12 protein-coding genes are annotated in these 13,519 nt (G+C 65.2%); 9 read left to right on the top strand and 3 right to left on the bottom strand.

Annotated elements, in window-relative coordinates:
- The first annotated feature begins 29 nt into the window (after positions 1–29).
- The gene (fadB, locus tag QLQ86_RS09310; RefSeq protein ID WP_282816696.1) at positions 30–2,231 is read left to right on the top strand and encodes a fatty acid oxidation complex subunit alpha FadB; all 2,202 of its coding nucleotides are present in this window, start codon (positions 30–32) and stop codon (positions 2,229–2,231) included.
- 63 nt (positions 2,232–2,294) lie between these two features.
- The gene (fadA, locus tag QLQ86_RS09315) at positions 2,295–3,473 is read left to right on the top strand and encodes an acetyl-CoA C-acyltransferase FadA (RefSeq protein WP_282733642.1); all 1,179 of its coding nucleotides are present in this window, start codon (positions 2,295–2,297) and stop codon (positions 3,471–3,473) included.
- A gap of 80 nt (positions 3,474–3,553) precedes the next feature.
- Here the strand turns inward: fadA and QLQ86_RS09320 are convergent, their stop codons facing one another.
- Both QLQ86_RS09320 and QLQ86_RS09325 read right to left on the bottom strand, forming a co-directional pair.
- Complete coding sequence (locus QLQ86_RS09320) at positions 3,554–4,573, bottom strand: TAXI family TRAP transporter solute-binding subunit (RefSeq protein WP_282733643.1); 1,020 nt, start codon at positions 4,571–4,573, stop codon at positions 3,554–3,556.
- Positions 4,574–4,838: 265 nt separating this feature from the next.
- Positions 4,839–5,300 carry a flavodoxin family protein gene (locus tag QLQ86_RS09325; RefSeq protein ID WP_282733644.1) on the bottom strand — a complete coding sequence of 154 codons (462 nt, stop codon included), beginning with the start codon at positions 5,298–5,300 and terminating at the stop codon, positions 4,839–4,841.
- 153 nt (positions 5,301–5,453) lie between these two features.
- Here QLQ86_RS09325 and QLQ86_RS09330 point away from each other — a divergent pair, with 153 nt between their 5' ends.
- On the top strand, positions 5,454–5,930 hold the full coding sequence (locus QLQ86_RS09330) for a YbhB/YbcL family Raf kinase inhibitor-like protein (RefSeq protein WP_282733645.1): 477 nt from the start codon (positions 5,454–5,456) through the stop codon (positions 5,928–5,930).
- 88 nt (positions 5,931–6,018) lie between these two features.
- Here the strand turns inward: QLQ86_RS09330 and QLQ86_RS09335 are convergent, their stop codons facing one another.
- Positions 6,019–6,903, bottom strand: coding sequence for a LysR family transcriptional regulator (locus QLQ86_RS09335; protein ID WP_282816697.1), 885 nt, complete (start codon positions 6,901–6,903; stop codon positions 6,019–6,021).
- 110 nt (positions 6,904–7,013) lie between these two features.
- Here QLQ86_RS09335 and QLQ86_RS09340 point away from each other — a divergent pair, with 110 nt between their 5' ends.
- The 6 genes from QLQ86_RS09340 (at position 7,014) to QLQ86_RS09365 (ending at position 13,505) form a co-directional block, all read left to right on the top strand.
- The gene (locus QLQ86_RS09340; protein WP_282816698.1) at positions 7,014–7,895 is read left to right on the top strand and encodes a HalD/BesD family halogenase; all 882 of its coding nucleotides are present in this window, start codon (positions 7,014–7,016) and stop codon (positions 7,893–7,895) included.
- 85 nt (positions 7,896–7,980) lie between these two features.
- On the top strand, positions 7,981–9,264 hold the full coding sequence (locus tag QLQ86_RS09345) for a M24 family metallopeptidase (RefSeq protein ID WP_282816699.1): 1,284 nt from the start codon (positions 7,981–7,983) through the stop codon (positions 9,262–9,264).
- 16 nt (positions 9,265–9,280) lie between these two features.
- Positions 9,281–10,771: a CoA-acylating methylmalonate-semialdehyde dehydrogenase gene (locus QLQ86_RS09350; protein WP_282816700.1), complete on the top strand. Its 1,491-nt coding sequence runs from the start codon at positions 9,281–9,283 to the stop codon at positions 10,769–10,771.
- A gap of 946 nt (positions 10,772–11,717) precedes the next feature.
- On the top strand, positions 11,718–12,074 hold the full coding sequence (locus QLQ86_RS09355) for a DUF2141 domain-containing protein (RefSeq protein ID WP_282816701.1): 357 nt from the start codon (positions 11,718–11,720) through the stop codon (positions 12,072–12,074).
- 551 nt (positions 12,075–12,625) lie between these two features.
- The gene (locus tag QLQ86_RS09360) at positions 12,626–12,844 is read left to right on the top strand and encodes a hypothetical protein (RefSeq protein ID WP_027962492.1); all 219 of its coding nucleotides are present in this window, start codon (positions 12,626–12,628) and stop codon (positions 12,842–12,844) included.
- A gap of 238 nt (positions 12,845–13,082) precedes the next feature.
- Positions 13,083–13,505: a phasin family protein gene (locus tag QLQ86_RS09365; protein ID WP_282734006.1), complete on the top strand. Its 423-nt coding sequence runs from the start codon at positions 13,083–13,085 to the stop codon at positions 13,503–13,505.
- Positions 13,506–13,519 lie beyond the last annotated feature (14 nt).

Raw genomic sequence — 13,519 nt, forward strand, 5'->3', positions numbered from 1 at the left:
CGTATGAATTCCTGCATGGAGGTTCGTGGATGATCTATCAAGGCAATGCCATCACGGTGGCGCGTGGTCTCGAGGACGGTGGCGATGCCATCGCCACGCTCACCTTCGACCTGAAAGACGAGTCCATCAACAAGCTCTCCAGCGCCGTGGTCGCGGAACTGGGCGAGGCCGTTGCGGCCATTCGCGCCGAGAAGGGCCTCGAGGGCCTGGTGATCGGCAGCGCCAAGGAGGCGTTCATCGTCGGCGCCGACATCACCGAGTTCCATGGCATGTTCGAGCAGGGCGCGGAGCAGATCGAGGCCATGCTCGAGCGGGTGCATGGCATCTTCAATGCCATCGAGGACCTGCCGTTTCCCACTGTCACCGCCATCAATGGCCTGGCCCTGGGCGGTGGCTGCGAGATCACCCTGACCACGGACTTTCGCGTCATGGCCGAGTCCGCGAAGATCGGCCTGCCCGAGACCAAACTCGGTATCCTGCCCGGCTGGGGCGGCTGCGTGCGACTGCCGCGCATCATCGGTGCCGACAATGCCGTGGAGTGGATCGCCGGTGGCACCGAGAACCGCGCCGAGGCCGCCCTCGAGATGGGGGCCGTGGACGCCGTGGTGCCGGGCGAGCAACTGGACGCCGCGGCCCTGGATATCCTGGCGCGCGCCCACCGGGGAGAGCTCGACTACCAGGCCCGCCGCGCCGAGAAGAGCGCGCCGCTCACGCTCGGCCCCATCGAGCAGATGATGGCCTTCGAGACCGCCAAGGGCTATGTAGCCGGCAAGGCGGGGCCGCACTACCCGGCGCCGGTGGAGGCCATCAAGGTCATCCAGAAGGGCGCCGGCGAGTCGCGCGCCCGTGCCCAGGCCATCGAGGCCAAGGCCTTTGCCAGGCTGGCGCTCTCCGAGGTGGCCTTCAATCTGGTCGGCCTGTTCATGAACGACCAGGTGGTCAAGAAGAAGGGCAGCCAGTACGAGAAGCAGGCGCGGCCCGTCAAGCAGGCGGCGGTGCTCGGCGCCGGCATCATGGGGGGCGGCATCGCCTACCAGAGCGCCTCCAAGGGCACGCCCATCCTGATGAAGGACATCAAGGAGGAGGCCATCGAGCTTGGCCTCAAGGAAGCCCGCAAGCTGTTCGCCAAGCAGGTGGAGCGGGGCAAGCTCTCCACCGGGCAGATGGCCGAGAAGCTCAGCAACATTCGCCCGACCCTCTCCTATGGCGACTTCGGCCACGTCGATCTGGTGGTCGAGGCGGTGGTCGAGAACCCCAAGGTCAAGGACGCGGTGCTCACCGAGGTGGAAGGCCAGGTGGGGGAGGAGACGATACTGGCCTCCAACACCTCGACCATCTCCATCACCCGCCTGGCCGAGAACCTCAAGCGGCCTGAGAACTTCTGCGGCATGCACTTCTTCAACCCGGTGCACCGCATGCCGCTGGTGGAGGTGATCCGCGGCGAGAAGACCTCCGACGCCGCGGTGGCGGCCACCGTGGCCTATGCCCGGGCCATGGGCAAGACGCCCATCGTGGTCAACGACTGCCCGGGGTTTCTGGTCAACCGGGTGCTCTTTCCCTACTTCGGCGGCTTCAGCCAGTTGGTGGAGCAGGGCGCCGACTTCCAGCATATCGACAAGGTGATGGAGAAATTCGGCTGGCCCATGGGACCCGCCTACCTGCTCGACGTGGTGGGCATGGACACCGCGGTGCACGCCGGCGAGGTGATGGCCGAGGGCTTCCCGGAGCGGATGGCCGGCATGGCCGGTGAGCGGGGAGACGGCCAGGGCAAGAGCGCCATCCAGGTCATGGTGGAGCACGACCGCCTGGGCCAGAAGAACGCCAAGGGCTTCTACGCCTACGAGGAGGACCGCAAGGGCAAGCCCCGGAAGGTCACCGACGAGGCCGCCATCGAGCTGGTCAAGGGCGTGGCCAGGGAGCGCCGCGAGTTCTCCGACGAGGAGATCATCGCCCGCATGATGGTGCCGCTCTGCCTTGAGACCGTGCGCTGCCTGGAGGACGACATCGTCGGCAGCCCGGCCGAGGCCGACATGGCGCTGATCTACGGCATCGGTTTCCCGCCGTTCCGCGGCGGTGCGCTGCGCTACATCGATGCCATGGGCGTCGACGCCTTCGTCGCCCAGGCCGAGCGCCTGGCCGAGCATCTCGGCCCGCTCTATGCGCCCACCGAGAAGCTGCGCCAGATGGCCGCCTCCGGCGAGAAATTCTACGCCAGCAAGGCCCAGGGCTGACGCGTCCACACGAGATGCCACGCAACGGTCAGGACGTTCCGGACATTATTTAAGGAGTTATCGATGAGCTTGAATCCGAGAGACGTGGTGGTGGTCGACTGTGCCCGTTCCGCCATGGCCAAGGCGAAGCAGGGGGCCTTCCGCCACGTGCGCGCCGAGAACCTCTCCGCCGCGGTGATGCAGGCGCTGTTCGACCGCAACCCGGGGCTCGACCCCGCCGAGGTCGACGACGTGATCTGGGGCTGCGTCAACCAGACCCTGGAGCAGGGCATGAACATCGCCCGCAACGCGGCGATCCTCACCGGCATCCCACACACCGTGCCGGCGCAGACGGTCAATCGCCTGTGCGGCTCCTCGATGAGCGCGCTGCACATCGCCGCCGCCAACATCCGGGCCGGCATGGGCGAGTTCTACATCATCGGCGGCGTGGAGCACATGGAGCACGTGGGCATGACCCATGGCGTCGACGTCAACCCGGCGGCCAGCAAGCACGTGGCCAAGGCGGCCATGATGATGGGGCTGACCGCGGAGTTGCTGGGCAAGATGCACGGCATCTCCCGCCAGGAGCAGGACGCCTTCGGCGTGCGCTCGCACCAGCGGGCCCAGGCGGCGATGGAGAACGGCGGGTTCGACCGCGAGATCATCGGCATCGAGGGCCATGATGCCAATGGCTTCCGGGTGCGGGTCGACCGCGACGAGGTGATCCGCAGCGACGCCAGCCTGGAGAGGATGGCCGAGCTGAAGCCGGCCTTCGACCCCCGCGGCGGCACCGTCACCGCCGGCACCTCCTCGGCGCTCTCGGTGGGGGCGGCCGGCATGGCGGTGATGAGCTACGAGCGCGCCCAGGCCCTGGGCCTTGAGCCCATCGCCCGGGTGCTCTCCACCGGGGTGGCCGCCTGCGATGCCTCCATCATGGGCTATGGCCCGGTGCCGGCCTCGAAGAAGGCGCTGAAGGCGGCGGGTCTGACCATCGACGACATCCAGACCGTGGAGCTCAACGAGGCCTTTGCCGCCCAGGCGCTGCCGGTGCTCAAGGACCTGGGCCTGCGCGACGCCATGGACGACAAGGTCAACCTCCACGGCGGCGCCATCGCCCTGGGCCACCCGCTGGGTTGCTCCGGGGCGCGCATCAGCACCACCCTGCTCAACGTGATGCAGGAGCGTGAGACCACCCTGGGCCTGGCCACCATGTGCATCGGCATGGGGCAGGGCGTGGCCACGGTGTTCGAACGCCTCAGGTAACCCGCCCGGCCTGAAAACGGTCGCGGTGATACGCAGAACGGCACCCTTCGGGGTGCCGTTCTGCGTTGCGGGCACGGGTTTCATTCGAGCCTTGCTGCGGCGTGCTCGGCCAGGCGGGGTTGGTCGTTGCGTTCGGACATCATGCTCTCGGCCTCGACCCATCCCTGTTCTCGGTAGAAGCGCAGCGCCCCTTCGTGCAGGGGCGCGCTGAGCCCCTCTCGGATCATCGCCTGGGGCGTCAGCTGGCCCAGGGCGGGATGGGCCGCCTTGAAGCGTGCGAAGTTGTCGAACACGCTGGAGACCAGCCGGTAGACCAGGTCGGCGTCGGTGTCCGCCTTGGTGACCAGGGTGGCCTTGACCCCGAAGGTGCTCACTGCCTGCTGGTCCGGGCCGTAGAGGCCGGCGGGGATCGAGGCCCGCGTGAAATAGGGGTAGGCGTCCACCAGCAGGTCGACGAACTCGCCCTGCACGTCGACGATCTCGGCATTGCACAGCCGGATGGCCTGGGCCACCGAGGCATTGGGATGGCCCACGGTATAGACCATGGCATCGATGTTGCCGTGGCAGAGCTCCATGGACTGCTGGTCGGCCGGCAGGTCGTGGATCTGGCGAAAGTTGCTGCGGCTCCAGCCCCGGGCATCCATCAGCCTGAGCATGGTGCCGCGCTGGCCGGAGCCCGGGTTGCCGATGTTCACCGAGCGCTGCTGAAGGTCCTCGAAGTCCCGAATCCCGGCATCGCGTCGCACCACCAGGGTGAAGGGCTCGCTGTGCAGCGAGAAGATGGAGCGCAGCGCCTCGTCCGGGCCGTCGTTCCGGAACCCCTCGGTGCCCAGGGTGGCATACTGGTGCAGATCCGACTGGGCCATGGCGAGCTGAAGATCGCCGCGTCGCAGCCCGCGCAGGTTGGCACTGGAGCCGTCGCCGGGCTGCGCCCGGCAGGGCGTCTCGACGACTCGGCACAGTGCCCGGCCGACCACGTGGTAGACCCCGGCAGGGCTGGCGGTGGCGATGATCAGGGGATCGTCGGCCTGCGCCGACGGCGGGTTCCAGAGGAACAGGCTGGTCAGGCCGATCCCCAGCAGCCTTGCGGTTGGTTTCATGACTCACCTCGCGTCAGTGAGTCGGCCAGAGGCACTCCCGGTCCAAGAGGGGGGCCGGGCGGAAGCCGGAGGGAGGGACTTCTCATCGCGTCTGGTCGACGTATCGTGTTGTTCTGTTGATCTTGTCGTTGTCTTGTTGTCGCGCGATCAGCCGATGCGGCGTTCGACAAGGCCCAAGAATCCCTGCGAGTAGACGGGCCTCCTTGAGGTATAGCAGGGGCTTAAGGATCGGAAGGGACTATCGACGGAATTTAATCGCATATGGTTAGAGCACGCCGGCGTCCAGCCCCGCGGCCATTGCCATGCCCAGTTCCTCCACCTGGTCGACGAAGTCCTCTTGCCACTCGCCGCGCAGGGTCAGCGGTTCCTGCACCCACTTCCAGCGCAGGCCGGTGACGATCCCCTCCACGGCCCGGCGGGTGCCGGTGCCGTCGCGGCCGGCGCGGATATAGAGCGCGCAGGGCAGCCCCTGCTTCTCCTCCAGCACCGGGTAGTAGCTGCGGTCGAAGAAGTCCTTAAGGGCGCCGCTCATGTAGCCCAGGTTCTCGGTGGTGCCGAGCAGGATGGCATCGCAGGCCAGCACATCCTCGGGGCCGGCCTCCAGGGGTGGCTTGACGGTGACCTCGACGCCCTCGATATCGGGATGACGTCCCCCGCGCTCGGCGGCCTCGCGGAGCCGGAGGGTATTGGGCGAAGGGGCATGGGCGACGATCAGCAGGCGAGGCATGGCGGTCTCCCGGGTTGAACTCGTGGCTTGCGACCATCATGCCATGGAGAAGTGGCGTTGACAGGCGCCGGACTTTCTCCGACGCTGAGTCGGCGCTCTCGCACCGTCACGTCGAAACGTAGACATCTTGGATATCCAGGGAGGTTGATCACCATGGCCTTTGCTCTCTCGACCATGCAGCTCGAAAGCTCCGCCTTTGCGGCGGGGGGTGCCATTCCGACGAAACATACCGGGGAGGGGGACGACGTCTCGCCGGCCCTCAGCTGGCAGGGCGCCCCGGAGGGCACCAAGGGCTTCGCGGTGATCTGCCATGACCCGGATGCCCCCCTGGTGCAGAACGGCAGCTACGGCTTCGTGCACTGGGTGCTCTACAACCTGCCCGCCGCCACCAGCGAGCTCAAGGAGGGCAGCGGCGAGGGGACTCCGGGGCTCAACGACTTCGGCAAGACCGGCTATGGCGGCCCCATGCCGCCGGAGGGCCACGGGGTGCACCACTACTACTTCTGGGTGCTGGCGCTGGACAAGGCCACCGACCTGCCGGAAGGCCTCTCGCTGCCCGAACTGCTCAAGCAGGCGGAGCCTCACCTGATCGGCATGAACCGCCTGGTGGGTACCTACCAGCGCGACTGATGGACGCGGCGCCTGATCGCGCCCCGGCTGAGCAAGGCGGGCCCGCGTCGCTGGACGACGCGGGCCCGCGGCGTCTATTGCCCATGGCTCAGGTGACGGCCTCGCTCGGCTCCGGGGCGGCCACGTCGTCGTGGTCGATCACCAGGTGCTCCAGTTCCTCGCAGAAGGCTTCCAGGGCCTCGCTGGTGTGCCCCGGCCGGCGGTGCAGCTCGATCTCCACCTGCCCCAGGGGCGGCAGGCCCTCCGCCTCGCCGACGATGCGACACCCTTCGGGAACACTGCGCGGGGTCTTCACCGTCATCGCCAGGCCCGCCTGGACCGGCAGGTTGATGCCGGTAGGCGACTGGCTGGAATAGTGGACCTCCCAGCGCCGCTCCTCGCGCCCCAGGGCCGAGAGGGCATGGGCGCGGAAGATGCATCCCTCCGGGTTGAGCGCCAGGGGCAGGGTCGCCCAGTCGGCCGGCGAGACGCTCTCGGCCACCACCCAGACCATCGGCTCCCAGCCGAGCAGCTGGCCCGACTGGGTCGGCAGATGACGGATTGACAGCACCACGTCCAGCAGCCCCTCCTGGAAGCGCTTCACCAGGCTGGCGCTCATGTCGCAGTGGATCTCGAGGCGCGTGTCGGGGAAGCGCTCGGCGTAGCGGGGCAGCAGGGCGGGCAGGTAGGCGGCGGCCTGCTCCTCGGAGGTGGCGAAGCGGATCAGCTCGCCGCGCCGCGTCTCGCCCAGGGCCTCGCGGGCCTCGTCCTCGAGCTTGAGCATGTGGCGGGCATAGGGCAGCAGACGCTCCCCCGGGGCGGTCAGCAACACGCTGCGGCTGGTGCGCTCCAGCAGCGACTGGCCCATCTGGTCCTCGAGACGCTTGATCTGCAGGCTCACCGCCGACTGGGTACGATGCAGCACCTTGCCGGCGGCGCTGAAGCCCTGGCACTCGGCCACGGTGACGAAGGTGCGAAGCAGCACGGTATCCATGATCAATGAGCTCTTGAAATTGATTGTATCTCAATCATTCATTTTCATTATGAATGAGGCGTCACTATGCTGTCCAGCGACATCCCGCAATACTCAGGAGCAGGAGAGCCATGCAGGCAACCGCTGACGTCCAGACGACGAACCCCCTCGATGGCCTGATCGACCTGGCCCGCTATCCCGTCGATGACCTGGACGGCGAGGCCGGCCGCGCCCTGATCGAGCAGTGCCGTCGCCAGCTCGACGAGGACGGCTGCGTGGTGCTCAAGAACTTCGTCCCAGAGGACGCCCTGGCTCGGCTCGAGCGCGAGACCGAACGCCTCTCGCCGGAGGCGCACTACAACCAGACCGAGACCAATCCCTACAACAGCGCCGGCGATGCCGAGAAACCGGCCAGCCATCCGGTGAATCGCTTCGACGACCGCACCAACGGCTTCGTGGCGGGCGATCGCATCGATGGCGACACCATCATCCGCCAGGTCTACGAGCATCCCGACTTCCAGCGCTTCATCGGTGCCGTGGTGGGCATGGAGGAGATTCACCAGTACGCCGACCCGCTCGCCGACCTGGTGGTCAACGTGCTGCGCGAGGGCTGCCAGCATCCGTGGCACTACGACACCAACGAGTTCATCGTCACCATGATGACCCGCCAGTCCCACGGCGGCGGCCGCTTCGAGTACGCCCCGGGCATCCGCAGCCCGGAGGGCGAGAACTTCGCGGAGGTGGAAAAGGTGATCGACGGCGACCGCACGCGCCTCAAGAGCCTCGACCTCCAGCCCGGCGACCTGCAGGTCTTCTTCGGTCGCTACTCGCTGCACCGGGTCACCCCGGTGGAGGGCGACAAGGAGCGCCACACCGTGATCTTCGCCTACGCCAAGGAGCCGGGCTTCATCGGCCGCCCCGAGCGCGCCCAGCGCATCTTCGGCCGCATGGCGCCGGTCCATGAGCGGCTCCTAGAGGAGGGCATGGACCGCTCGGACAGCCTGGCCGACTGAGCCCCGACGTCGCTTCCTGCTACTTCCCTTGCCGATGGCCGCGCGTGCAGGCGGCCATCCCACTGACGACACAGCGAGAGACCCCATGAGCATCGTAGAGTCAGAGAAACTGACCGACAGCGAACCGGACCACATTCCGGTCGTGCCGTCCGCGCCGATGGCCAACGGCGACAGCATCCCCACCGCCTTCGACCCCGTGCAGCTGCGCGCCGGGCGCCTGGCGCGCCTGCGCGCCATGATGGCCGAGCAGGGCTACGCCGCCCTGGTGCTGTTCGACCCCAACAACCAGCGCTACGCCACCGGTTCACGCAACATGTTCGGCTACTTCCTGCGCAACTCCACGCGCTACATCTATGTGCCGCTGGAAGGCCCGATCATCCTCTTCGAGTACCCGGGCAGCGCGCACATCTCCACCTGGCTGGAGACCATCGACGAGTCGCGCACCTCCAAGGTGGTGTGGTCGGCGGTGAACCAGCGCGACAACCTCTCCTCGGACCCCTTCGGTCTGGAGATCGCCGAACTCGTCCAGGAACACGGCCGCGGCAACAGGAAGGTCGGCCTGGACCGCTGTGCGCTCAACCTGGCCCGCTCCCTGGAGGCCCAGGGGCTCGATGTCTATGACTGCATGCAGGACACCCTGCACTGCCGTCGCATCAAGACCCCCGAGGAGATCGCCTGCCTGGCCCAGTCCATGGCGGCAAGCGAGGCCTCGGTGGCCGAGGTGGAGACCGCCATCAAGCCCGGCGTCACCGAGAACGAGCTGTTCGCCATCATGTACGGCGAGGTGATCCGCGGCGGCGGCGAGTTCATCGAGACCCGCCTGCTCAACTCCGGGCCGCGCACCAACCCCTGGTTCCACGAGGCCAGCGACCGCAAGATCCGCCCCGGCGAGCTGGTGGCCCTGGACACCGACACCATCGGCTGCCACGGCTACTACTCCGACTTCTCGCGCACCTTCCACGTCGGCCCCGGCCGGCCCAGCGCCTACCAGCGCGAGCTCTACCGCATGGCCTATGACCAGGTGCACCACAACATGGGCATCCTCAAGCCCGGCATGAGCTATCGCGAGATCGCCGAAACGGCGTGGAAGATCCCCGAGCGCTTCCTGGATCGCCGCTACCCCTCGATCATCCACGGGGTGGGCATGCACGGCGAGACGCCGCTGGTGGCGCACCACATGGACTTCGACCGCTTCTCCAAGGATGGCGTCCTCGAGCCCGGCATGGTGGTCTCGGTGGAGAGCTACATCGGCGAGGTGGGCGCCGCCGACGGCGTCAAGCTCGAGGAGGAGGTGCTGATCACCGACACCGGGGTCGAGAAGCTCTCCCGCTACCCCTTCGACGAGGCCCTGCTCGGCCGTGAAGTCTGACCCACAAGGACGCGACATGCAGACCCTGACCCACTGGATCGGTGGCGAGCGCCTGGACGGCGACCGCCACCTGGACGTGACGAACCCGGCCAGCGCCGAGGTGATCGGCCGCGTGCCCCTGGCCGACACCGCCACCGTGGAGCGCGCCATCGACGCCGCCCGGGCGGCACAGCCCGCCTGGCGCGACACCCCGCCGGCCAAGCGCGCCCAGGTGATGTTCCGCTTCAAGATGCTGCTGGAGCGCGAAGCCGACGAGCTCTGCGCCCTGGTCGCCGAGGAGCACGGCAAGGTGCTCGAGGACGCCATGGGCGAGCTCAAGCGCGGCATCGAGAACGTCGAGTACGCCTGCGGCGTGCCGGAGCTGCTCAAGGGCGAGTACTCCCAAAACGCCGGCCCGGGCATCGACACCTGGTCCAATCACCAGCCGCTGGGCATCGTCGCCGGCATCACGCCGTTCAATTTCCCGGCCATGGTGCCGCTGTGGATGTATCCCATGGCCATTGCCTGTGGCAATGCCTTCATCCTCAAGCCTTCCGAGCAGGTGCCCTCCGCCGCCCTCAAGATGGCCGAGCTGCTGGAGGAGGCGGGCCTGCCCGCTGGGCTCTTCCAGGTGGTCCACGGCGACCGCGAGGCCGTGGAAGCGCTGATCGACGCCCCCGAGGTGAAGGCGCTCTCCTTCGTCGGCTCCACCCCGGTAGCGAAATCGATCTACCGCCGCGGTGCCGACAACGGCAAGCGCGTGCAGGCGCTGGGCGGGGCCAAGAACCACGCCGTGGTGCTGCCCGACGCCGACCTGGACAACGCCGCCAGCACCCTGATCGGCGCCGCCTTCGGCAGTGCCGGCGAGCGCTGCATGGCGATCTCGGTGGCGGTGTGCGTGGGCGATGCCACCGCCGATGCCCTGGTGGCGAAGGTCGGCGAGCAGGCGCGCACCCTGAAGATCGGCCCCGGCACCGAGAAGGGCCTCGACATGGGTGCCCTGGTCAACGCCGCCCACCGCGACAAGGTGGCCGGCTATATCGAGCAGGGCGAGGCGGCCGGCGCCGAGCTGGTGGTCGATGGTCGCCAGCACCCGCTGGTGACGGAATCGCCGGGCTACTTCCTGGGTGCCACCCTGTTCGACCGGGTGACGCCGGAGATGGGCATCTACCGCGATGAGATCTTCGGCCCGGTGCTCTGCGTGGTGCGCGTCGAGACCTTCGAGGAGGCCATTGCGCTGATCAACGCCCACCAGTACGGCAACGGCACCTGCGTGTTCACGCGCGACGGCGAGGCCGCCCGGCGCTTCAGCGACGCTATCGAGGTGGGCATGGTGGGCATCAACGTGCCGCTCCCTGTACCGGTGGCCTTCCACAGCTTCGGTGGCTGGAAGGAGTCGCTGTTCGGCGACCTCCACGCCTACGGCCCTGACGCGGTGCGCTTCTACACCCGCCGCAAGGCCGTCTCCCAGCGCTGGCCCGCCCGGAATGCACAGGAACAGGCCCAGTTGAACTTCCCCTCCAACTGACGCACCCGCCACCCCCAGGCACGCGCATCGCCCATCCCCGAGGATGGGCGATGGTGTTTCTGCCAGCCGAAACACCCCATGGCACAGCCCTCTTTCGCGTGGCCCGCCATCCATGCCCGTGTCCGCTCAAGGCGGCTCCCCCGACTCAGGCATGTGCTGCTGTCCTTGTCGTCAAGAATCACAGAGGGCAGTGGTAAATGGAGCACATCGGGTAAGTCATCGCTTACCTTGTTCGTTGCCGCCGTGCTCTGGGGAGCGTACTTCGCCTTTCCCGAGCCTGACGCCAGCCCATGGAAGGCTGCACAAATTCGAATGCACTCACGTCTATCAGGCTGGCTCATGCCCCTAGCCGCGGGCACATTTGGTCTCGTGCAAGTAGAACTGATCGCCAGAAAGCGAGGGAACATGGCCTGGACCCGGGCAGGCGGGGCGCTGAATCCTGGCATTATATCAGGTATAGCTGAACTTGCTATTTGGCCGAATGGAGGACGTTAGTCTACCCTCATGGTATGGTTAAAGCAGCTTATGACCCAGAGGGAATGCCTTGGTAAATGCAACATTCACGTTCGTCCCTGTTATACAGCATTCACGAATCGGTTCAGGTAGTAGATATTTAATTAATTTTCAAGTATTTCAATAAATTGAAGACGGGCGGTGTGCGTTATAATTGCTGCGCGTACGTACGCATTGCAAGTCACTATATACAAGAACGAAGTGTAACTCCTGTTGGGTGCCTGATGATTGGTTAAACCAGGCTAGTCGGATCGAAGCTATGAAAAAATCCAGGAGTGAATCAACTGATCGGGAGTCTGAGCTCGGCTCCCCTGCCCGGCAACCGGTGACGCGACTCCCCATGGCTGTTCGGTGTGTAGCATTGTCGGCAGTGCTGATGCTTGCACATTTTCCCGCTATCGTCTTTGCCCAGTCATCATGCCCCGGAATTCACGTGAAAATCCCCAACATTCGTAACAATGCCGGGAGTGTGGCTTGCGCGCTTTTTGAGTCGCCAGCGGGTTTCCCTACGGAATTTCTTCACTCCGCAACCAATATAATGATGATAAAAATTCGGGATTCCGAGGCGCGTTGCCACTTTTTAGATATCCCCCCGGGAACCTATGCGTTGGCCGTCATTCATGATGAAAACGTGGACGGCAAGCTTGCCACTAACTTTCTAGGGGTCCCTACGGAAGGTTATGGCTTTTCAAGCGGCGCAAAAGCCACGATGAGTGCGCCTTCGTTCGAAGCCGCTAGCTTTTCGTACAGTGGGCAAAACCTGAACCTGACGATTAGATTGAATTACTGAGCTGCCTTTCCATGGATGCCGAGGCATTCCTAGAACCCGGATTCAACGTCACCATGATCAGCGAGTAAAAGGCTTCGTCGAGGTCGCTCGTCTGGAGGTCTTGCCACATGTCAAGGTGATTGCGAGGATTTGCGATTGAGGCGTCCGGATGAACCAGGCGTTGCGAAGCTGGCGAAGGCTTCGGGTGTAGGTGGGCATCCGTCTGGCCATGACGTGTGATCCTCTGCGACCGTTGGATGGAGAAGTCAGCGTAGCACTGGAACAGGAGGCAGATGCGGCCATGCCTATAACGCCTAACTCCATGAAACGCGGGAAATAACTATCCAATAATAAGGTAAATTGGCCGCTGGAGCGGTTGAAGGGAATCGAGCAGGTGAGTATTCGAGCGGCTTCGCGGACAAGTATAGCCGATTACTATACACTGTGTTGTACAAGGCATTTGCTGCTGGATTCTTTCAACGCGGTGGTTCCAAGGTTGGGTAGCAGCACGACGAGGCGCCAAGACAGCCTTGGCAGGTGATATTCTATTGACTCTGACTAAGGAGAAGTCCATGCAAGATATACGACGCCTTGAGGTTGGCATGACCACAAAGATTGGCACGGATCAGGTGAAGGAGCCTGAGGTGGGCAGGGAATATGTCCGGGGGCTCGACTCCAATAGCTGGCTCCTGTTTACCGAAGACCCGGCTGAGGATCGGCCAGTTGTTGTTCGTATTGATAGTATCGACGGCGATGTGTGCCACTGCACCGTCACAAGAAAGCTAAGTTGATGGCTGATCAAACCTTTATTCCCCCTCTAGCCTGAAGACCCATCGGCCGGCAGAGATGCTGCTGGTGAGTGGGGCGCCATCCTCGGGCGACGGTCAAGCATGGGAAGCCTGGCGGACCCTGGTCGACAGTCCTGTCCTTGGTCAATGTTGCACTGCACAAAAATCCCTGCTATAGTGTGTAATGTTACAGGACGGGAACTCCCGTTCCATAGCATTCAGAACCCTGGAGGTTCTCATCATGACCAACGCATTCGCATTTGACGCCAAGCAATTTGACACCGCCCAGCTTGAGTCCGTTTTCTTCGCCCCGGCGCGGGCTTTCGCCGCCCTCTCCGTCGACTTCACCGAGAAGCTGGTCAATACCCAGCTCGAGGCCACCAAGGTCTATGCCGACATCAACCTGGCGCAGCTGCGCAGCCTGACCGAGGTCAAGGACGCCGAAGGCCTGAAGGGCTATCTGGAAGGCCAGCAGCAGGTGGTCCAGGACCTGACCGAGCGCCTGAAGGGTGATGCCGAGAAGGTGATGGCCCTGCAGCAGGAGTTCGTTCAGGAAAGCCAGAAGCTGACCGAGGGCAGCGTCAAGCAGGCCCAGGAAAGCGCCAAGGAGACCACCGAGACCGCCACCAAGGCCGTCAAGGAAGCCACTCCCAAGGCCAAGTAACTCCTGGCCCGCCG

Origin of the sequence: Halomonas rhizosphaerae (genome assembly GCF_030012485.1) — a bacterium.
In the GTDB taxonomy this organism is placed as follows: Bacteria; Pseudomonadota; Gammaproteobacteria; order Pseudomonadales; family Halomonadaceae; genus Halomonas; species Halomonas rhizosphaerae.

Coding starts and splice junctions, on each gene's coding strand:
- fadB (WP_282816696.1), top strand. CDS start 30: ATGATCTATCAAGGCAATGCCATCACGGTGGCGCGTGGTCTCGAGGAC.
- fadA (WP_282733642.1), top strand. CDS start 2,295: ATGAGCTTGAATCCGAGAGACGTGGTGGTGGTCGACTGTGCCCGTTCC.
- QLQ86_RS09320 (WP_282733643.1), bottom strand. CDS start 4,573: ATGAAACCAACCGCAAGGCTGCTGGGGATCGGCCTGACCAGCCTGTTC.
- QLQ86_RS09325 (WP_282733644.1), bottom strand. CDS start 5,300: ATGCCTCGCCTGCTGATCGTCGCCCATGCCCCTTCGCCCAATACCCTC.
- QLQ86_RS09330 (WP_282733645.1), top strand. CDS start 5,454: ATGGCCTTTGCTCTCTCGACCATGCAGCTCGAAAGCTCCGCCTTTGCG.
- QLQ86_RS09335 (WP_282816697.1), bottom strand. CDS start 6,903: ATGGATACCGTGCTGCTTCGCACCTTCGTCACCGTGGCCGAGTGCCAG.
- QLQ86_RS09340 (WP_282816698.1), top strand. CDS start 7,014: ATGCAGGCAACCGCTGACGTCCAGACGACGAACCCCCTCGATGGCCTG.
- QLQ86_RS09345 (WP_282816699.1), top strand. CDS start 7,981: ATGAGCATCGTAGAGTCAGAGAAACTGACCGACAGCGAACCGGACCAC.
- QLQ86_RS09350 (WP_282816700.1), top strand. CDS start 9,281: ATGCAGACCCTGACCCACTGGATCGGTGGCGAGCGCCTGGACGGCGAC.
- QLQ86_RS09360 (WP_027962492.1), top strand. CDS start 12,626: ATGCAAGATATACGACGCCTTGAGGTTGGCATGACCACAAAGATTGGC.
- QLQ86_RS09365 (WP_282734006.1), top strand. CDS start 13,083: ATGACCAACGCATTCGCATTTGACGCCAAGCAATTTGACACCGCCCAG.